Source organism: Acidimicrobiia bacterium, from assembly GCA_040881685.1.
In the GTDB taxonomy this organism is placed as follows: Bacteria; Actinomycetota; Acidimicrobiia; order IMCC26256; family PALSA-555; genus SHVJ01.
Map to the genome: position 1 here is coordinate 22,162 of JBBECS010000050.1, position 18,649 is coordinate 40,810.

Consider the following 18,649-nt stretch of genomic DNA (forward strand, 5'->3'; position numbering starts at 1 on the left):
AGCGTGCCCCTCGGCGACGCGGCCATCCTGTTCGGATGTCTCGTCACGGCCGTGATCTTTCACGAGGTCAGCCACGGCGTCGTTGCATTGTGGTTCGGTGACGACACCGCCAAGCGCGCCGGTCGCCTCACGCTGAACCCCGTTCCCCATGTCGACCCGTTCGGGTCGATTCTGCTACCGGCCATGGGTGCACTCGCCGGACTTCCGATCCTCGGGTACGCGAAGCCTGTTCCGGTGAACCCGGCGCGCCTGCGCCGTCCGCGCCGGGACCTCGTCTACGTCAGCCTCGCCGGCCCGACGACGAACTTCTTGTTGATGGCCATAGCAGCGCTCGGCGCGAGGTGGAGACACTCCGCGGGCTACGAGCTCTCCGGTTCGTTCGATGACCTGCATGGGGACGTGCTCCTGAAGGTCCTCTTGTTCTTTGCGACGGTGAACCTGTTGCTCGGGTTGTTCAACTTCCTCCCGATCCCTCCGCTCGACGGGTCCGCGCTCATCGAGCGGGTGCTCCCGGAGGATTGGCTCCCGGCGTGGTACCGATTCCGCCCGTACGGGCTCATCGTCCTCATCGTGCTGGTGTTCTCGACCAACATCATCGGGCACATCGCCGAACCGTTCTTCGACCTTCTCGACGGGTTCATCTTCCGGTGATGCGTCGTGCCCGTCACCTGGCCCGCCGGTTCGTCGGCACGCTCCGCCTTGGAGGACCAGCACCGCGGGACACAGAGTGGGTCAAGGCGATCCTCAGCCCGCCCGAGTGCGAACTCTGGGCCCGCATGCCCGATCACGACCGCCGCCATTCGGTCGGGGTCGCGCGTCGAGTCGAACACGCGCTGAGCGGAACCTCAGAAGCCGGCGACCCGCGCTGGGTGGCGGCGGCCCTGCTCCATGACGTCGGCAAGCTCGACGCGGGACTGGGCGTGTTGGGTCGCGTCGGTGCGACGCTCGCGGGAGCCGCGGCGGGGCACGACATGGCCGACGCGTGGTCGGCCAAACGCGGCGTCACGCGGCGGTTCGGCCTCTACCTCCGCCACGCGGAGCTGGGCGAGACGCGTTTGCGAGTGATCGGCGCCCGTGACGAAGCCGCGGCTTGGGCAGGTGCGCACCATGACGAGTCCGCATGGGGTGCGCTCGCGTTTCCAGCGGGCGTTGTCACGGCCCTCGACGAGGCCGACAACGACTGACGCACCCCCTGCGTCAGGCTCGGGGGAGGAGTCCGGTCGCACGTCGGACGCGCTCGAGCACTGCGGCCGACATCGCTTCGGCCTTCTCCGCACCGATCACGAGCTGCGCGGTCACGTGCTGCGGGTCGGCCTCGAGCGCGGCGTAGCGCTCTTGCAGGGGCTTGAGGAAGTCCACCACCGCGTCGGCAACCGCGCTCTTCAACGGTCCGTACCCGCCACCGACGAACTCCGCCGCGACGTCTGGAATGGTCCGCCCCGTGGTCGCGGCGAGGATCTCGAGCAGGTTCGACACACCGGGCTTGTCTTCGGGGGAGTACCGCACGCTGGTATCGGAGTCGGTGACCGCGCTCTTGATGCGCTTGGCGATCGCCTTCCCGTCGTCGAGCAACGGGATCGTGCCCTGAGGCGAATCGGACGACTTCGACATCTTCGCGGACGGGTTCTGGAGATCCATCACGCGCGCGCCGACCGGCGGGATGGTCGCCTCGGGCACGACGAGCGTGTCTCCGAACCGGTGGTTGAAGCGGATCGCGATGTCCCGCGCCAGCTCCAGGTGCTGACGTTGGTCATCGCCCACCGGAACCTGGTCCGTGTCATAGGCGAGGATGTCCGCGGCCATCAGGACCGGGTAGTCGAACAGCCCGACGCTCACCGACTCCTGTCCGCCGCCCTTTTCCTTGAACTGGATCATGCGCCCGACTTCGCCGAACGTCGCGACACAGTTCAGGACCCACGTGAGCTCGGTGTGCGCGGGCACGTGGCTCTGGACGAACAGCGTGCACTTGCTCGGGTCGATTCCTGCCGCGAGGAGCATGGCCGCAGTGCGCCAGGTTCGGTCGGCCAGCGTCGGTGGGTCGTAGGGGACCGTCATCGCGTGCAGGTCGACCACGCAGTAGATGGCGTCGTGCTCGGCCTGTTGCGCGACCCAGTGGCGAATCGCGCCGAGGAAGTTGCCGAGATGCAGCTCACCGGTGGGCTGGATGCCCGAGAACACCCTGACCATCGCAGCCACGGTACTTGGCACAGCACCGAATGAGCCGTCCGATACCCTGACGCGAGCATGGGTTACGAGGTACGCACGTCGGTCTTCGAGGGGCCTTTCGACCTCCTGTTGCACCTCATCCTCCGCCAAGAGGTGGATCTCTGGGAGGTTTCCCTCGCGCCGATCATCGACGGATACCTCGCCGAGCTCGAGCGCATGCACGCGCTCGACCTCGAGCTGGCCACGGAGTTCCTCCTGATCGCGGCGACGCTCATCGAGCTCAAGACGCGGCGACTGCTGCCCGGACCGGCTGATCTCGAACTCGACGAGGAGCTCTTGCGGTTCGAAGAGCGCGACCTCCTCCTTGCCCGCCTGCTCGAGTGCAAGACCTTCAAGGACGCCGCGGCCGCGATCCAATCGCTCATGAGTCGCGCGGCGCTGTCCGTGCCCCGCCTGGCCGGCCCCGAGGAGCCATACCGCTCTCTCGTGCCTGACCCACTGGAACGGGTGCGCCTGCTGTCACTTCGCGATGCCGCCCGGCGCGCGCTCGCGCCGCGCCGCACCGAGATCGTCGACACCGAGCACATCGCGCCGATCCGCGCCAGCGTGGCCGAGGCGATCGTCGAGGTCCTCGGGCGTATGCGCGCCGGTAAGAGCATGCAGTTCCGCGAGCTCGTCGCCGACGCCGAGACCCGCCTCGACGTGATCGTGCGGTTCCTCGCGGTGCTGGAGCTCTTCAAGCAGGGACTCATCGACCTCGAGCAGACCGAGAACTTCGGGACGCTCTCACTGCGGCGACTCGTCGCCGACGACTACTCGCTCGACGAAGCGAGCGTCGCCGATTGGGACGAGCCCGCGGCGCCGCCGGCAGGGAAGCGCTCATGAACGGCGATCACGTCGCGTCGGAAGATCGGCGCGCCATCGAGGCTGTGGTACTGGCGGCAATGGAGCCGGTCGAGCCGCGATTCCTTGCCGAGCTCGTCGAGCTCCCGGTGGCCGACGTGGAGGAGATCTGCGCCGACCTCGCCCGCGAGTACGAGGAGATGCAACGCGGCTTCGTGCTCACGCGCGTCGCCGGTGGCTACCGCTTCCAGACCCACCCCGACCTCGCGGCGTACGTCGAGCGGTTCGTGGTGGAGGGCCAGCATGTTCGCCTCTCGGGTCCCGCGCTCGAGACCTTGGCGATCGTGGCCTACAAGCAGCCGATCTCCCGTGGTCAGATCTCCGCCATTCGCGGCGTCAACGTCGAGTCGACGCTGGACACGCTCGTTGCGAGGGGGTACATCGAAGAGGTGGCCCGGGATCCGGGACCCGGGCTCGCGGTGCTGTACGGAACGACGAACCTGTTCCTGGAGCGGCTCGGCATCGATTCACATGACGACCTTCCCCCGCTCGGCGACTTCGTTCCCGACGCGAGCGTGGTCGAAGCGCTCGAGCGCGGCCTGCGGTTGTCGACCGATCCCGAGGCCGACCTCGAGGATGCCGACCGGCACGAGTAAGCGGCTCGGGGCGTGGTCGAACACGAACGGCTCCAGAAGGTGCTCGCGCGGGCCGGCATCGGCTCTCGGCGAGCGTGTGACGATCTGATCGCAACAGGACGCGTGGCGGTCGACGGGCACACCGCCGAGCTCGGGATGCGCGTCGACCCCGAGACCCAACAGATCACCGTGGATGGCACGCCGGTGACGACGCGCAGTGACGTCGTCTACTACTTGCTGAACAAGCCCACGCGGGTCGTCACCACCGCGGACGACCCCGAAGGTCGCCATACGGTGCTCGAGCTCGTGCCCGCCGACCCACGTGTGTTTCCGGTGGGTCGCCTCGACTACGACACCGAAGGACTCTTGATCCTCACGAACGACGGCGATCTTGCCCAGCTGCTCACGCATCCGAGTCACGGCGTGGAGAAGACGTACCTCGCGGAGGTGAGCGGTGTCCCGACCGCCGCGACGGTTCGCGCGCTCCGGCAGGGCATCGAGCTGGACGACGGACCGACGGCACCGGCGCGCGTCCGCATCGTCCAGCACGACGGCGGACGAACGGCGCTGGAGCTCACGATCCACGAAGGGCGGAACCGTCAGGTCCGACGGATGTGCGAAGCCGTCGGTCATCCCGTTCAGCGACTCGTCCGCACTCGAATCGGCCCGCTGCACGACGACCGGCTCGCGCCGGGGGAGTGGCGGACGCTCGAACCAACCGAGGTGCGCAAGCTCTACGAATCCGCGACACACGAGCACCGCGATCGGTAGCCTCCAGGCCGTGAAGCTACGAGCGATCCGTGGCGCGATCACGTGCGACGCGAACACCAAGGCTGAGATTGATGCCAAGACCGCGCGCCTGATCGAAGAGATCCTGTCGCGCAACGATCTCGACCACGAAGGTCTCGTCAGCATCATGTTCACCGCCACGGAGGACCTCACCGCCGAGTTTCCCGCGGCGGCGGCACGCGCGCTCGGGCTTGGTGACGTGCCGCTCCTGTGTGCGCGCGAGCTCGCGATCGACCACGGCATGGCGCATGTCGTCCGAGTGCTTGTGCACTGCTACACGGACAAGGATCGCAGCGACCTGCACCACGTGTACCTCGACGGTGCCCGCGCCCTGCGCGACGACCTGCCCGAGTGACAAGCCGGACCGCGGAACGTCGGTCGAAGCGATGACCCGCGCCGATGAGCTCGTCGTCGTGGGGCCCCGCCCGCTGCGAGGTCGGTTGCGGCTCCCGGGTGACAAGGGCATCTCGCACCGCGCGCTCTTCGCGGCGAGCCTCGCGAACGGCGCGAGCGCGATCACAGACCTTGCGCCGGGCGACGACGTGGCCCGGACCCAGGCCGCGCTTGATGCGCTCGGCGTTCGGGTGATGAGCGCGCCCGATGGTGTCTCGGTCGAGGGGGCAGGCGTCGAAGCCCTGCATGAGCCGGCGGCTGCGATCGACTGCGGGAACTCGGGCACAACGATGCGGATGCTCGTCGGTCTGCTTGCCGGGCGGCCGTTCCGCACGGTGCTCACCGGCGACGCCTCTCTCAGCGAGCGACCGATGCAGCGCGTCGTGACGCCGCTTCGGACGTTGGGCGCGACGATCGACGGTCGTGACGGTGGAAACCGTGCACCGCTCGAGGTGTCCGGGGCTCAGCTCACAGGCGCGACCGTGGAGCTCGAGGTTGCCAGCGGACAGGTCAAGACCGCGCTCGTCCTCGCGGGCCTGCAAGCCAGTGGGACAACGGAGATCGTCGAGCCAGCACCGAGTCGCGATCACACGGAGCGGCTGTTCGGCGCGCTCGCGGCGCCGGTCGAGCGGGTCGACGACCGGACGACGCGAGTGCGCGCGGGCGCCCCCGAAGCATTCACGTGCACGGTCCCCGGCGACCCGTCGTCGGCTGCATTCTTCGTGGTCGCCGCCACGATCACGCAGGGTTCAGAGCTCGTGCTCGAAGATGTGCTGCTCAATCCCGGCCGGATCGCGTTCATCGACGTCCTGCGCTCGATGGGCGCCAGCATCGAGGTGCACGTCCGCGAGGATCGGCTCGGTGAGCCGGTGGGGGACCTCGCGATCCGGTCTGCACCGCTGCGCGGGACGACCTTCACGACCACCGAGGCGATCATCGACGAGATCCCGGTCCTCGCCGTGGCCGCGTCGTTTGCCGACGGACTCACCGAGATCCGCAATGTGGCAGAGCTGCGCGTGAAGGAGAGCAACCGCGCTGCGACGATCGAGCACGAACTGACGATGCTGGGCATTGGCGTCGAGGCGCATGGCGACGTCCTCGTCGTCCGCGGCGGACGACCCAGGGCCGCCACGCTCGAGAGCCATGGGGATCACCGCATCGCCATGGCCGCGGCCGTCGCCGCGAGCGCGGTCGAAGGCGAGAGCCGGGTTCGCGGTTGGTCGAGTGTCGCAGTGTCGTATCCGCACTTCGCCGAAGACCTCGATCAACTTGCAGGTATGTCGTGAGCCTGGTCGTGGCGATCGATGGGCCCTCTGGATCGGGGAAATCGACCGTCGCTCGTGGCGTCGCGGATTCGCTTGGCTTCGACGTGCTCGACACCGGCGCGATGTACCGCGCGGTGACCCTCGCCGCCCTCGATCGCGGCATCGATCTGAACGACGCCGACGCGTGCGCCGGCATCGCGAGCGACACCGAGCTCGACGTCGGGGACCGCGTCATGCTCGACGGGCACGACGTCACGACCGCGATCCGCGGCCCGACCGTGACCACAGCGGTGTCGCAGGTCTCGGCACACCCGGCCGTTCGCCGCGAGCTTGTCAAGCGCCAACGGGCGTGGATCGCCGCGCGGGAGGGCGGTGTCGTCGAAGGTCGCGACATCGGGACGGTCGTGTTCCCGGATGCGACCGTGAAGATCTTTCTCACCGCGAGCGACGAGGAGCGGGCTCATCGACGTCAGCGCGACGAACGGGCAGCGGATCGCGCGGTCAAGGTCGATGATGTCAAGGAAGACCTCGCTCGCCGAGATCGCGAAGACAGCAACCGCAAGGCGTCGCCACTTCGATCGGCACCTGATGCGGTCGTCATCGACACCACCGGACGCGTGGTAGCCGATGTCGTCGACGAGATTGTTCGTCTCGTCGCGGCCGCAACGACCCCGAACGATCGCTGATGTTCTATCGGGTGTTTCGAGCGTTCGTACTGTCGATCTTCAAGCTCGTCTTTCGCGTCCGGGTCACAGGCCGAGAGCATGTGCCACGTCGCGGTGTGTACGTCGTCGCGCCATCACACCGTTCGATCCTCGACATCCCGTTCGCCGCGTACATCACCCGGCGGCGAATCCGGTTCATGGCCAAGAAGGAGCTGTTCAGCACCTGGCTCGGCCGGCGCTTCTTTCAAGCCCTTGCCGCGATCCCGGTGGATCGCGCCGCCGCCGACCGATCGGCGTTGCGGGAGGCCCAAGCCGCGCTCGATGCGGGCGAGCCCGTCGGCGTCTTTCCAGAGGGCACGCGCAACAGCGGACCGACGCTCGGGGAGATGCACGATGGAGCGGCGTACCTCGCGCTGAAGCTCGGCGTCCCTATCGTGCCGGTTGGGATCGGCGGGAGCGAGGAGATCCTCGCCAGCGGCAAGCTCCTCCCGCGGATCAAACGGGTGGTCGTCGTGATCGGGCCGGCGATCTCACCCCCGGCGAGCGGTGATGGGCCGAAGCGGCGATCCGAAATACGCGAGCTCACGGAGGCGTTGCGCACGCAGCTCCAGAAGTGCTTCGACACGGCACGCCAAGTCGCCGGAACGTCAGCGGGCAACGAGGTCGGCGAGCGCCGCTGACGCGTCGACGCTGCGGTCGTCGACGAACGGACCACCGGCGCGTCGTGCGGTGGCAGGATCACCCCCGAGCATCACCGCCACGAGCGAGTCGACCGCCGGCACGAGCTCACGAAGCTCACGTGGCGGCGGGAAGTACTCGTCCTCGTCGGTCACGTAGACACGCTCGACGTCATCGCGAGGATCGAGCTTCTCGACGACGGCCATGACGACGTCCTCGGGCGCGCTTGCACCCGCGGTGACGCCGACGACTCGGGCTCCGCCCAGCGCCGCGAGGTCGAGCTCGTCGGGACCGTCCACGCGCAGCACGAGCTCACATCCGGCTTCCTCGGCGACCTTGGCCAGGGCGATGGTGTTCGAGGAGTTCGAGCTCCCGATCACGATCACGGCATCGGCCGAAGCTGCGATCGCTCGGAGCGCGGCTTGGCGGTTCGTCGTCGCGAAGCACAGGTCATCGCGGGTGGCGGTCCAGAGCTCCGGGAAGCTTGCACGGGCCTCGCCCATGATCCCTTCCCAGTCGTGCAGCGCGAGCGTCGTCTGGGCCAGCAGCGCAACCCGCTGTGGGTCCCCGACGGTGGACACCGCACGTTCGAGGTCCTCTGGACGTTCGACCAGACGGATGCTCTCCGGAGCCACGGCGAGCGTCCCGACCGCCTCGTCATGACCGGCATGGCCGACATAGAGGATCGTGTAGCCCTTGCCCGCGCGCACCTTGGCCTCGTGGTGCACCTTGGTCACCAACGGGCAGACCGCGTTGACGACGAATCGATTGCCCTCGCGCGCGGCATCGACCACGTCGGGTGCCGAACCGTGCGCCGACAACATCAACGGAGCCCCCGAAGGAACCTCGGTGACGTCGTCGACGAACACCACTCCAAGTCGACGAAAGCGCTCCACGACGAGTCGGTTGTGGACGATCTCGTGGTAGCAGTAGACCGGCGGGTCGAAGGCGCGAACCATCCAAGCGAGTGCCTTGATCGCCATCTCGACGCCGGCGCAGAAGCCGCGCGGCTCCGCGAGCAGCACACGTTCGACAGCCATTCGGGCGAGGGTACCCGTGGGCTCATGGCCTCGTAGACTCGTCGGATGCCGACCGCACGCGTGGTGGCGGTCGCGCCCGCCTCGCCTGCCGCGACCGCAGGGCTGGTCGCCGGCGACGAACTCCTCAGGGTCAATGGCGAGGCCGTGCGCGACGTCATCCGCTATCACCTGCACGTTGACGACGCGCACCTCGACCTCGAGGTTCGACGAGGTGGGATCGAACGCGCCGTCGTCATCGAGAAGCGCGCCGGAGAGCCGCTCGGGTTGGAGCTCGCGAGCCCGGTGTTCGACCGAGTACGGACGTGCGACAACCACTGCCCGTTCTGCTTCATCTACCAGCTGCCGAAGGGCATGCGGCGCAGCCTCTACGTGAAGGACGACGACTACCGGTTGTCGTTCCTCTACGGAAACTTCACGACGCTCACCCGGTTCACCGAGGCCGACCTCGAGCGAGTCGTCACCGAACGGCTCGGCCCGTTGTACGTGAGCATCCACGCGACCGACCCGAAGCTCCGCGCCCGCCTCCTGCGAAACCCGCGCGGCGCCACCAGCCTGCGTTGGCTGCGAGCGTTGCTGGAGGCCGACATCGAGGTGCACGGACAGGTCGTGGTCTGTCCCGGTCTCAACGATGGTGACGTGCTCGGGGAGACCCTGCTGGGGGTGCTCGATGAGTACCCCGCCCTCGCGTCACTAGGCCTCGTGCCGCTCGGGGTCAGCGCCCACACCACCGAGCCTGACCTCCGCCCGCACACCACGGCCGACGCGCTCGCGGCGATCGACACGGTGGAGCGGTGGCAGCCGCGATTCCTGGAGGCCGTAGGCCGGCGTCTCGTGTTCGCAGCCGATGAGTACTACCTCCTCGCGAGCTCAGCGTTCCCGGAAGGCGAGGAGTACGACGGCTACCCGCAACACGAGAACGGGATCGGGATGGCGCGCACCTTCGCGGCACAAGTAGCAAGCGCGCTCGCCGGGGATGCCGCGGCGCCGGGCCCGCACCGCACCGGCTTCTTCGACTGGGTGGATGGCGCTCCCTCGTGGGGCTACCGCGCGCCTCGCGGACTTGCGGTGCGCGACGCCCGCGATGAGGTGCGGCCGATCACGATCGTGACCGGGGAGTACGGCGCGAGTGTGCTCGAGCCGATGCTCGACGCGCTGAGAGGGGCGTCGGATGCCAGCATCCACCTGCTCCCCGTTCGCAACCACTTCTTCGGTGGGAACATCGCCGTCACCGGACTGCTCACGGGGAGCGACATCGCCGCCGCGCTCGAGGGCGAGCCGACGAACAGCCGCGTGCTGCTTCCCGACGTCGTGCTGTCGAACGGGCGATTCCTCGACGGCACCGGACTCGATGACCTGCCGATGCCGGTCGAGGTCGTCCCGACCGACGGTGTCGCGTTGGTGTCGACCGTGCGCTCGTCATGAGCACGATCGTGGCCATGTTGCCCGTGGTGGCGGTCGTCGGGCGTCCGAACGTCGGTAAGTCCACGCTCGTGAACCGCCTCGTCGGTCGTCGTGCCGCCATCGTCGAAGAACGGCCCGGCGTGACCCGCGACCGCAAGGAGCTGGTCGCGGACTGGCGAGACCGCGGGTTTCGGGTCGTAGACACCGGTGGCTGGCTCCCCGACGGAACGGCCACTGAGGAGTCGCGTGCGCTCACGCGGCAGGTCAGCGCACAGGCGGAGCGGGCAATCCGCGAGTCCGACGTGGTGATCCTCGTTGTCGACGCGGCTGTGGGTGTGGTCGAAGAGGACGCGCAGGTCGCGCGCATCCTCCAGCGCGCGAAGAAGCCCGTCCTCGTGGTGGCCAATAAGGTCGATGGGCAACGCCAGGAGGCCGACGCGTGGGCGTTCAGCCGCCTCGGGTTGGGCGAGCCGCTGCTCGTGTCGGCGGCACACGGTCGAGGCGCGGGAGACCTCCTCGATGCGATCGTGGCTGCCCTCCCTCCCGTCGTGCAGGACACGCCGGTCGAGGAAGACCCGGCATTCGCGGTGGCCATCGTCGGGCGCCCCAACGTCGGCAAGTCCACGCTGTTCAACCGCCTGGTCGGCGACGAGCGGGTGGTGGTGCACGACGAGCCCGGCACTACTCGCGATGCCATCGACACATTGCTCGACACACCAGATGGCCCGCTTCGCGTGGTCGACACCGCGGGCATGCGACGGCGCAGCCGGGTCGATGAAGCCACCGAGCACTTCGGCGTCCTCCGCGCCCTCGAAGCCGTCGACCGTGCCGACGCCGCACTCTTCGTGATCGACGCGTCCGCCGGGGTCACCCACCAAGACCAACGCCTGGCCGAGCGCGTCGACGGGGCCGGCAGCGCCATCGTCGTCGTCTTGAACAAGTGGGACCTCCTCGACGACGACGCCGATCGCCGACGCGAGGTGCTGATCGACATTGCGGATCGGCTCTCCTTCCTGTCGTATGCGCCGGTCCTCAAGGTCTCGGCGCACACCGGCCGCGGCGTGGGGCAGCTGCTCCCCGCATTGCGCGAGGCCGAGGCCGCGTACCACCGGCGGATCCCGACGTCGGCGCTCAACAAGGTGCTCCAGGACGCCCAGGCGAGTCACGCACCCCCACCCACCAAGCGCCACCGACCGAAGATCCTCTACGCCACCCAAGGCGCGACGGACCCCCCGACGTTCACGATCTTTGCCACCCATGACCTCCCAAAGCCGTACCTGCGCTACCTGGAGCGCAAGCTCCGGGAGGCCTTCGAGCTCGGCCCCACGCCCGTGAAGCTCCGGGTCCGGCGGCGCACGTCCTGATCTCTTTCGGGGCCGGTTCAAGTCCGAGGCCCCGAAATGCCGAAACCTCCGGAAAGTGGCGCGCGGCAGGAGTCGCAACCGAGGGTCCGAGAAGACGTGGTTCGCAGGCGAGATCCAGAGCGGGGTTCGAGTCTCGTGGAGGCAGCGATCATCGCGCCCCTCGTCCTCCTCTTGATCTACGGAGTGATGGAGACCGGCTACGCCTTCTTCGGTCGCCTCACGGTGAACAACATGAGTGTGGTCGGCGCCCGCTCAGGCTCCGGCGAGGCCAACGACGTCCTCGCGGACTTCGCGATCCTCCAAGCCGTCGAGAACGGCGCGACCGGCATGGGGACCAACGACATCACGATGGTGGTCGTCTATCGAGCGACGAGCCCCGACGACCGGGTGCCGGCCGCGTGCAAGACGGCCAGTGTGACGAACACTTCGGGGACACGGGGATGCAATCGCTATGTGAGCGGCGACCTGGCCCTCGACTCGGATCAGTTCGGTTGCATCGGCCCTCCTGGCCCGGGCACGAAAGTGGACAACTTCTGGTGCCCGACGACGCGGAAGACCGCACTCCAGGGAGCGAACGGCCCGCCGGACTACATCGGCGTGTACGTGGAGGCCGAGCACCAGAACCTGACCGGGATCATCGGGGAGAGCTTCACGTTCACGACCGACACGGTGATCCGCATCGAGCCTCGGACGTTGACGTGAGAAGGCGTCGCCGGTGGGGCGACGAGCGGGGAGCCGCCCTGATCGAGGTCGCCGTCACCCTGCCGCTGCTCGTGCTGATCGTGCTCGGGATCATCGAGTTCGGATCGGCATGGAGCAACAAGCTGAAGGTCGAGACCGCGGCTCGCGGCGGTGCGCGGGTGGGGAGCGGTCTCGGCGCCGACCGGATGGCCGACTACGGCGCGCTCCAGAGCGTCAAGTCGGTGCTCACCGACTTGGGGCTCGACAACGTCGACTACGTCGTTGTCTACAAGGCGTCTGATGCCGACGGCGACATCCCCACCGGATGCACTGGCTCAACACCGACGTCGCAGACGGGGAAGTGCAACGTGTACAGCGGCGCACAGCTCGGGAGCCTCACGCAGGCAGACTTCACCGGCACCACGAGCTGCGGTGGGGGCGCGCCCGATCACTTCTGGTGCCCGACTTCGCGCCAGAGCGTGCAGCACCTCGGGAATGACTACGTCGGGGTGTGGATCAAGGCCAACTCCCAGACCCTGACCAACTTCTTCGGATCGCCGCTGGGTCTGCAGTCCGCTGCAGTCATGCGCCTCGAGCCGAAGGGGTAGCCGTGCGAGAGCGTCGATTTCTACGCAAGCGTTGCCGCGAAGAAGACGGGTTCGTGCTGGTGCTCGTCGCGATCATGTTGACGACGCTGCTGCTGTTCGCCGGGTTCGCGGTCGACTTCGGGAGCTGGTATGTGCGGGCCGGGGAGATCAAGCGCACAGCCGACGCGGCGGCACTGGCCGGCGTCGTGTGGATGCCTCAGTTCGATTCGGCTGAACAAGCGGCACTCGACGCCGCCGCTCGGAACGGCTTTGAGGACGGCGTAGAGAACATCCGCATCTGGGTGGAGGCGGTGACCGGGAACAACCGCCAGCTGCGGGTCACGATCACAGATACGGACGCCAAGCAGTTCTTCTCCAGCTTGGTGGCCCAGAGTCAGGCGATCTCGCGCGGTTCGCTGGCCGAATACGTCCTCCCGGTTCCGCTCGGGAGCCCGAAGAACACCTTCGGGACGGGCAACCTCCTCTCCACGGACCGGGAGAACTTCTGGGCGGCAGCCAACGGATACTGCGCGGGTCATGAGAGCGGCGACGACAAGCTCGCGTTCCACGAGTCGTATTCGACGTCGTCGGGTGCCAGCCAGTGCAACAACGGATCCGAGGACTCGACCAGCTACGACCCGAGTGGCTACCTCTACGCGATCGAGCTGCCCTCGAACGCGTCGTCTCTCAACCTCGAGGTCTACGACGCGCCCTATTACACCTCGGGGTCACCCTCGGACCTCTCGGTCGCGAGCGGGTCGCAAGCCGTGACGACGATCTTCGAGGTCTACGACCGCAACACCACGCCTCTCGACCTCTCGAACCTGACGTTGCTCAGCACCTTCACGTACACCACGAACCAGTCGTCGTCGACGCTTCAGAACAATTGGGTGAGGCTCCAGACCTGGACAAACCCGTCGGCTGGTCAGTACTACCTCCGAGCGCGGACGCTCGGAGGGCAGCTCAACAGCCGCGCCTCGAACGGGTTCGGCATCCGCGCGTTCACCGGGAGCTCGTTCTCGCAATGCACCACGATCATTGGTGCGACCGGCTACTCGGCGTCATGCCCGCAAGTGCACGGCGTCAGTGACATCTCGATCCTCGCGAACGGTCCGAGCACCACCGCCGACTTCTACCTGGCGCAGATCGATCCTGTGCATGCCGGGAAGACGATGCGCGTAACCCTGTTCGACGCCGGTGAGGGCTCCGACACGCTGCGGATCATCGATCCCAACGGCAATGCCACGACCTTCGGCTGGTCCACACCGTGCAACCCGCCGACGCCGCCGACGGGAGGATGCAGCGGGAGTGGTACCTCCCTCAGCGTGTCCGGCACCGGAACCCAGCCGTACAGTGGCCTCAACAGCACGAGCAAGTACAACGACCGCTACATGGTCCTCGACATCGCTCTGCCCGCCAACTACGTGGGCCTCTACGGCACGAAGACGTGGTGGAAGGTGCGGTATACGGCGGGGAGCAACCCGACCGACCGAACGACCTGGTCGGTCAACATCGTCGGTGACCCCGTCCACCTCGTGAAGTAGCGGACTCGGTCTGCTCGCGCCATTCGGGCGAGCATGTGACGAACATCGGTCACATCCAGGCTTTGATCGACACATGCTGGAATGCGGGCATGCCCTGGTGCACCGAGTGCGACCGCTTTCTGTCACCGTCGACGGTCCGCGCCGACGGTGCGTGCCCGGTCTGCGGCAAGCCCGTCGATCCCGAAGGCGGACGCGCCCGAGCGTTGCGGCGCATCCCATGGCATCTCAAGCTGCTGCTCGGCGTGTTCGCGCTCTACCTCGGATATCGCATCGTGCAGGGCGTCGAGTGGCTGATCGGCGAGCTCTGAGGAACGCAGTGAGCGGCCGGTAGCATCGTCGTCCCGGTGCGGCACCGAGCACCGCGGGCTGTGGCGCAGCTTGGTTAGCGCGTTGGTCTGGGGGACCAAAGGTCCCGGGTTCGAATCCCGGCAGCCCGACTCAAGACATCGCCCCCTTGTACGACGCGGGGAGACGTGGCTAGGTTCTCCACAGAAAGCGAGCCTTCGCTCACACGTCGTCCCCAGGTTGTCCACATGGCTGTCCACAACTCGGCACTCCCGTTGGGGAACGAGCGCGGCTGGTCGGCTCTGGCCCCCGCGGCCCGGCGCTGTCGCCGCTGCGGGATCGTGATCGGGTACGGCGACCGCTGCGACTTCTGCCTCGAGCACCGGGGTGACCACTCGGACGAGCCGGGCCAGCACTTCGGCCGGCATCACACCGAGTGGATCCCCACCGTGGAGGCGCTCATCGGCCAAGGCGACCTCGACGCGGCCGAGTTCCTGCTGTGGCGCCTCGTCGAGGCGACCGAAGCCGAGTCGCTCGTCGCGCAGGTGCCACCGCTCGAGCTGCACTTCCGCCGCCTCGGTTGGATCGCGCGCCAGCGCGGCGACGAGGCGCTCGCGACACGACTGCGGCATCGCATCGCCGAGTGCAAGGACGCGGCGGCTCGCGCCGCCAACCCCGACGCGAGCTAGGAGACCGACTTCTAGGCTGCTCGTCGTGCCGTTGAGTCATCGATACCCGCGCGCCGCGTTGGCGACTCCGCACTACCTCGCGTCGGCAGCCGGCTACGCCACCCTCGCCGACGGCGGGAACGCAGTGGACGCAATCGTGGCCGCGAACCTCGCGCTCGGCGTGGTCGCGCCGTACTTCTGTGGCTACGGGGGCGACCTGTTCGTCATCGTGTGGGACGGCTCGCTCAGTGGCTACCTCGGGTCGGGACGGTCTCCCGCGGCGGCGACGATCGAGCGGGTGCAGGCTCGGGCGGGGCAGGCAGGGATGCCCGTGTTCGGTCCCGATTCGGTCACGGTCCCGGGTGCGGTGGCCGGCTGGTTCGACCTCCTCGATCGCTGGGGAACCCGAACCTTCGAGCAGCTGGCCCAGTTCGCGCTGCGCTATGCCGAAGACGGGTTCGAAGTCACGCCCGGCGGCGCGCGAGCCATCGCCGAGGGGCGTCAGATGTACCCCGGCTCGACGGCATGGCACGGCGTGTACGGCGACATGCAACGTGGTGACGTGCTGCGTCAGCCGGCGCTGGCCCGAACGATCGCGCGCCTGGCGAGCGACGGACCCGACTCCTACTACCGAGGGCCGATCGGGGAGGCCATCGCCGTCGCGGTGAGCGAGAGCGGCGGCGACCTCGCACCGTCCGACCTCTCGTCGCACACCGGCGAATGGGCAGACCCACTCCTCGCGCAGTACCGCGAGGTGGAAATCGCCGAGCTTCCCCCGCCGACCCAAGGTGTCACTGCGCTCGAGGCTTTGCGCATCCTCGACGCCGTGGGCTTGCCGACCGCGGCTGGCGAGCGTGAGCACGTGATGATCGAGGCGACGAAGCTCGCGCTCGCCGACCGCGACCGTTGGGTGACCGACCCAACGACGATGCCGAGATCCGCGCTCGACTTGCTCACCGACGAGTGGGTGAAGTCCCGCGCGGACGAGATCGATCCGGCCCGAGCGACAACTCCCAGCGGAGGTGAACCGCAGCCCGGAGGGACCGCGTACCTGTGCGCGGCAGACGGCGACGGTCTGCTCGTGAGCCTCATCCAGTCGAACTTCGTCCACTTCGGATCGGGCGTCCACGTGGCGGAGTGGGGGATCAACCTCAACAACCGCGGCTTCTCGTTCTCACTCGATCCGCACCGCGTAAACGCGTATGCGCCGGCCAAGCGGCCGATGCACACCTTGATCCCGGCCATGGTCCTCCGGGACGGACAACCGAGCCTGGTGTTCGGGAGCATGGGTGGCGATGCGCAGGTGCCGGTGCATGTGCAGCTGCTCGCGCGGATCATCGAGGCAGGGGAGGATCCCGCCGACGCCGTCGCGGCTCCGCGGTGGCGAGTCGATCCCGGTTCGTGGCACGTGCGCGCCGAGACGCGCTTCGAAGCGGACACGCTGGAGGCGTTGCGCGCGAAGGGCCACGCGGTCACCGAGACGAGCGCGTACGACATCAGCATGGGGCACGCACACGCCGTCTGGCCGACTGGCAGCGGATGGGGTGCCACGTTCGATCCTCGCTCGGAGGGTGCCGCGCTCGGCTTGTGAACCGCACCGAGCCGGCTCCCGCGGCGGTTACCATCGACGCGTGACCGACGTGAAGAACGTCGACGAAGTGCGCGAGGCACTCGCCGCGCACGACTATCTCGCCGACGAGGGCCTCGCCACGGCGATCTTCCTCGCGCTTCGACTCGAACGGCCGCTGCTGCTCGAAGGTGAGGCCGGTGTCGGCAAGACCGAAGTCGCCAAGGTGCTCGCACGCTGGACCGGCGGTGAGCTCGTTCGCCTCCAGTGCTACGAGGGCATCGACGCGGCGCAGGCCGTCTACGAATGGGACTACTCGCGTCAGCTGCTCCATCTCCGGGCGAGCGAGGCTGGTGGAGGCCCGGTCGACGAGGACGAGCTGTACTCCGAGCGGTTCCTCGTGCGGCGCCCGCTCTTGCGCGCCATCGCCCACAGCGGGAACCAGCCGCCGGTGCTCCTCGTCGACGAAGTCGACCGGGCGGACGACGAGTTCGAGGCGTTCCTGCTCGAGATCCTGTCTGACTACGCGATCACGATCCCCGAGCTCGGCACCTTCCGAGCCGAATCACCTCCGATCGTGGTGGTCACGTCGAATCGCACGCGCGACGTCCACGATGCGCTGAAGCGCCGCTGCCTGTACCACTGGATCGGACACCCCGACTTCGAGCGCGAGCTTGCGATCCTCAGAGTGCGGGCGCCGGACGTGCGCGAGGAGCTCGCGCGCCAGGTCGCGGGTGCCGTGGAAGCACTGCGCGACCTCGACCTCTACAAGCCACCCGGCGTGGCCGAGACGATCGACTGGGCCCAAGCTGTCGCCGCGCTCGGGTCGACCACGCTCGATGCGGCAACCGTCGACGTCACGCTCGGCACGGTCCTGAAGTACCGCGAGGATCAGGAGCGCGCCCGCGCCCATGGGCTCGAGCTGCTGGTCCAGGCCGCAGCCACCACCAACCGTGCCTCCTGAGGCCGACGCCGACCGCGTCGCAGTTGCGTTCGCCCGCGTGCTGCGCGGTGCTGGCCTCGACGTGCCCGTCGGTTCGACCATCGCGTTCGGCGAAGCCCTCGCAGCAGTCGGCCTCGATCGCCGGGACGGGGTGTACTGGGCCGGGCACGCAACCCTGCTCCGGGGCCCGGAAGACCGCGAGACTTACGACCGCGCGTTCGGCGTGTTCTGGGACGGCAAGGTCGGCATTGACGGGAGCACCGCCGAGCCCACGCCCTTGACGCTCGCGTTCGATGCCGATCAGGACGACGCCGACCACAACGCCGAGCCCGACGACGACGCGGCCGTGACGCTCGAGGTGCGATGGAGCCGCGCCGAGGTGCTGCGCCACCACGACTTCGCCGCTTACACGCATGCCGAGCTTGTCGAGGCACGTCGGATGATGGCCGACCTCCGACTCGCCGGTGCGTTGCGGCGCTCACGCCGGCGTCGACCGACCCGCCGCGAGCGCGGCCGTCCCGATCTGCGCCGGACGGTTCGCCGATCCTTGCGCTCGGCGGGCGAGCCGATCGACCGCGCGTTCTCGAGCCCGTCGCGGCGGCCGCGTCGGGTCGTCTTGCTGTGCGATGTGAGCGGCTCGATGGAGCCGTATGCCCGGGCGTTCCTGCGTTTCGTGCAAGCGGCGGTCGTCGGTCGGGGACGGGTCGAGGCCTTCGCCATCGGCACCCGACTCACGCGCATCACGCGGGAGCTGTCGTCGCGCGATCCCGACGCCGCACTCACCGCCGCGGCGCAACGTGTCGTCGACTTTTCCGGCGGCACCCGACTCGGCGAAGGCCTGCGGGCATTCAACGACCAATGGGGTGTGCGCGGCATGGCGCGCGGCGCGGTGATCGTGATCCTCTCTGACGGCTGGGATCGCGGCGATCCCTCGGTGCTCGGAGAGGAGATGGCCCGACTCGGACGCGTCGCGCACCGGATCGTGTGGGTGAACCCACTCAAGGCAACTCCCGAGTACGCCCCGCTCGCGCGCGGGATGGCTGCCGCCCTGCCCCACGTCGACGAGTTCGTCACCGGGCACTCGCTTGCCGCGCTCGAAGAGCTCGCCGAGGTGATCGGCAAGTGAGCCAGCGCG

21 protein-coding genes and 1 tRNA gene are annotated in these 18,649 nt (G+C 68.2%); 20 read left to right on the top strand and 2 right to left on the bottom strand.

Going from position 1 to position 18,649, the window contains the following annotated elements; genetic code table 11:
- Positions 1–3: 3 nt before the first annotated feature.
- On the top strand, positions 4–651 hold the full coding sequence (locus tag WEE69_12665) for a site-2 protease family protein (protein ID MEX1146145.1): 648 nt from the start codon (positions 4–6) through the stop codon (positions 649–651).
- 125 nt (positions 652–776) lie between these two features.
- On the top strand, positions 777–1,184 hold the full coding sequence (locus WEE69_12670) for a hypothetical protein (protein MEX1146146.1): 408 nt from the start codon (positions 777–779) through the stop codon (positions 1,182–1,184).
- Positions 1,185–1,197: 13 nt separating this feature from the next.
- Here WEE69_12670 and trpS read toward each other — a convergent pair whose 3' ends face one another.
- Positions 1,198–2,187, bottom strand: a complete 990-nt coding sequence (gene trpS, locus WEE69_12675) for a tryptophan--tRNA ligase (GenBank protein ID MEX1146147.1) — start codon at positions 2,185–2,187, stop codon at positions 1,198–1,200.
- A 57-nt stretch (positions 2,188–2,244) separates the two neighbouring features.
- On the opposite strand from trpS, the gene WEE69_12680 reads away from it, so the two are divergent.
- From WEE69_12680 to WEE69_12710, 7 genes are read left to right on the top strand one after another with little or no spacing between them, the layout of a single operon-like run.
- On the top strand, positions 2,245–3,051 hold the full coding sequence (locus tag WEE69_12680) for a ScpA family protein (GenBank protein ID MEX1146148.1): 807 nt from the start codon (positions 2,245–2,247) through the stop codon (positions 3,049–3,051).
- Positions 3,048–3,665 (top strand): SMC-Scp complex subunit ScpB, encoded by a 618-nt coding sequence (gene scpB, locus WEE69_12685; protein MEX1146149.1) that lies wholly within the window; start codon positions 3,048–3,050, stop codon positions 3,663–3,665. Before WEE69_12680 ends, scpB begins: the two co-directional genes overlap by 4 nt.
- A gap of 12 nt (positions 3,666–3,677) precedes the next feature.
- Positions 3,678–4,415, top strand: coding sequence for a pseudouridine synthase (locus WEE69_12690; protein MEX1146150.1), 738 nt, complete (start codon positions 3,678–3,680; stop codon positions 4,413–4,415).
- A gap of 10 nt (positions 4,416–4,425) precedes the next feature.
- On the top strand, positions 4,426–4,788 hold the full coding sequence (aroH, locus tag WEE69_12695; GenBank protein MEX1146151.1) for a chorismate mutase: 363 nt from the start codon (positions 4,426–4,428) through the stop codon (positions 4,786–4,788).
- A 31-nt stretch (positions 4,789–4,819) separates the two neighbouring features.
- Positions 4,820–6,112 carry a 3-phosphoshikimate 1-carboxyvinyltransferase gene (aroA, locus tag WEE69_12700; protein MEX1146152.1) on the top strand — a complete coding sequence of 431 codons (1,293 nt, stop codon included), beginning with the start codon at positions 4,820–4,822 and terminating at the stop codon, positions 6,110–6,112.
- Positions 6,109–6,777 (top strand): (d)CMP kinase, encoded by a 669-nt coding sequence (gene cmk / locus WEE69_12705; protein ID MEX1146153.1) that lies wholly within the window; start codon positions 6,109–6,111, stop codon positions 6,775–6,777. Before aroA ends, cmk begins: the two co-directional genes overlap by 4 nt.
- Entirely contained in the window at positions 6,777–7,436 is a 660-nt protein-coding gene (locus WEE69_12710) for a lysophospholipid acyltransferase family protein (GenBank protein ID MEX1146154.1), read from the top strand. The genes cmk and WEE69_12710 overlap by 1 nt, the downstream gene beginning before the upstream one ends.
- Here WEE69_12710 and ispH read toward each other — a convergent pair.
- Positions 7,404–8,474 (bottom strand): 4-hydroxy-3-methylbut-2-enyl diphosphate reductase, encoded by a 1,071-nt coding sequence (gene ispH / locus WEE69_12715; GenBank protein MEX1146155.1) that lies wholly within the window; start codon positions 8,472–8,474, stop codon positions 7,404–7,406. The genes WEE69_12710 and ispH overlap by 33 nt on opposite strands.
- A 45-nt stretch (positions 8,475–8,519) precedes the next feature.
- Here ispH and WEE69_12720 point away from each other — a divergent pair, with 45 nt between their 5' ends.
- From WEE69_12720 to WEE69_12770, 11 genes are all read left to right on the top strand, one after another.
- On the top strand, positions 8,520–9,896 hold the full coding sequence (locus tag WEE69_12720; protein MEX1146156.1) for a DUF512 domain-containing protein: 1,377 nt from the start codon (positions 8,520–8,522) through the stop codon (positions 9,894–9,896).
- Positions 9,893–11,239, top strand: a complete 1,347-nt coding sequence (der, locus tag WEE69_12725; GenBank protein MEX1146157.1) for a ribosome biogenesis GTPase Der — start codon at positions 9,893–9,895, stop codon at positions 11,237–11,239. Before WEE69_12720 ends, der begins: the two co-directional genes overlap by 4 nt.
- Positions 11,240–11,374: 135 nt before the next feature.
- Positions 11,375–11,941, top strand: coding sequence for a TadE family protein (locus WEE69_12730; protein MEX1146158.1), 567 nt, complete (start codon positions 11,375–11,377; stop codon positions 11,939–11,941).
- On the top strand, positions 11,938–12,528 hold the full coding sequence (locus WEE69_12735) for a TadE/TadG family type IV pilus assembly protein (protein ID MEX1146159.1): 591 nt from the start codon (positions 11,938–11,940) through the stop codon (positions 12,526–12,528). The genes WEE69_12730 and WEE69_12735 overlap by 4 nt, the downstream gene beginning before the upstream one ends.
- Before the next feature lie 53 nt (positions 12,529–12,581).
- Positions 12,582–14,051: a Tad domain-containing protein gene (locus WEE69_12740; GenBank protein ID MEX1146160.1), complete on the top strand. Its 1,470-nt coding sequence runs from the start codon at positions 12,582–12,584 to the stop codon at positions 14,049–14,051.
- An 89-nt stretch (positions 14,052–14,140) separates the two neighbouring features.
- On the top strand, positions 14,141–14,359 hold the full coding sequence (locus WEE69_12745; protein MEX1146161.1) for a hypothetical protein: 219 nt from the start codon (positions 14,141–14,143) through the stop codon (positions 14,357–14,359).
- A 54-nt stretch (positions 14,360–14,413) separates the two neighbouring features.
- Positions 14,414–14,488, top strand: a tRNA-Pro gene (locus tag WEE69_12750).
- A 96-nt stretch (positions 14,489–14,584) separates the two neighbouring features.
- A complete protein-coding gene (locus tag WEE69_12755; GenBank protein ID MEX1146162.1) occupies positions 14,585–15,025 on the top strand; it encodes a hypothetical protein in 441 nt (146 codons plus the stop codon).
- A 25-nt stretch (positions 15,026–15,050) separates the two neighbouring features.
- Positions 15,051–16,595: a gamma-glutamyltransferase family protein gene (locus WEE69_12760; GenBank protein ID MEX1146163.1), complete on the top strand. Its 1,545-nt coding sequence runs from the start codon at positions 15,051–15,053 to the stop codon at positions 16,593–16,595.
- A 40-nt stretch (positions 16,596–16,635) separates the two neighbouring features.
- On the top strand, positions 16,636–17,535 hold the full coding sequence (locus WEE69_12765; protein MEX1146164.1) for a MoxR family ATPase: 900 nt from the start codon (positions 16,636–16,638) through the stop codon (positions 17,533–17,535).
- Complete coding sequence (locus WEE69_12770; protein ID MEX1146165.1) at positions 17,525–18,640, top strand: VWA domain-containing protein; 1,116 nt, start codon at positions 17,525–17,527, stop codon at positions 18,638–18,640. The genes WEE69_12765 and WEE69_12770 overlap by 11 nt, the downstream gene beginning before the upstream one ends.
- The last annotated feature ends 9 nt before the right edge of the window (positions 18,641–18,649 follow it).

Excerpts from the sequence above, each read along its gene's own strand:
- WEE69_12670 (MEX1146146.1), top strand. The coding sequence starts at position 777 with ATGCCCGATCACGACCGCCGCCATTCGGTCGGGGTCGCGCGTCGAGTC.
- trpS (MEX1146147.1), bottom strand. The coding sequence starts at position 2,187 with ATGGTCAGGGTGTTCTCGGGCATCCAGCCCACCGGTGAGCTGCATCTC.
- WEE69_12680 (MEX1146148.1), top strand. The coding sequence starts at position 2,245 with ATGGGTTACGAGGTACGCACGTCGGTCTTCGAGGGGCCTTTCGACCTC.
- scpB (MEX1146149.1), top strand. The coding sequence starts at position 3,048 with ATGAACGGCGATCACGTCGCGTCGGAAGATCGGCGCGCCATCGAGGCT.
- aroA (MEX1146152.1), top strand. The coding sequence starts at position 4,820 with ATGACCCGCGCCGATGAGCTCGTCGTCGTGGGGCCCCGCCCGCTGCGA.
- WEE69_12710 (MEX1146154.1), top strand. The coding sequence starts at position 6,777 with ATGTTCTATCGGGTGTTTCGAGCGTTCGTACTGTCGATCTTCAAGCTC.
- ispH (MEX1146155.1), bottom strand. The coding sequence starts at position 8,474 with ATGGCTGTCGAACGTGTGCTGCTCGCGGAGCCGCGCGGCTTCTGCGCC.
- WEE69_12720 (MEX1146156.1), top strand. The coding sequence starts at position 8,520 with ATGCCGACCGCACGCGTGGTGGCGGTCGCGCCCGCCTCGCCTGCCGCG.
- der (MEX1146157.1), top strand. The coding sequence starts at position 9,893 with ATGAGCACGATCGTGGCCATGTTGCCCGTGGTGGCGGTCGTCGGGCGT.
- WEE69_12745 (MEX1146161.1), top strand. The coding sequence starts at position 14,141 with ATGCCCTGGTGCACCGAGTGCGACCGCTTTCTGTCACCGTCGACGGTC.
- WEE69_12755 (MEX1146162.1), top strand. The coding sequence starts at position 14,585 with ATGGCTGTCCACAACTCGGCACTCCCGTTGGGGAACGAGCGCGGCTGG.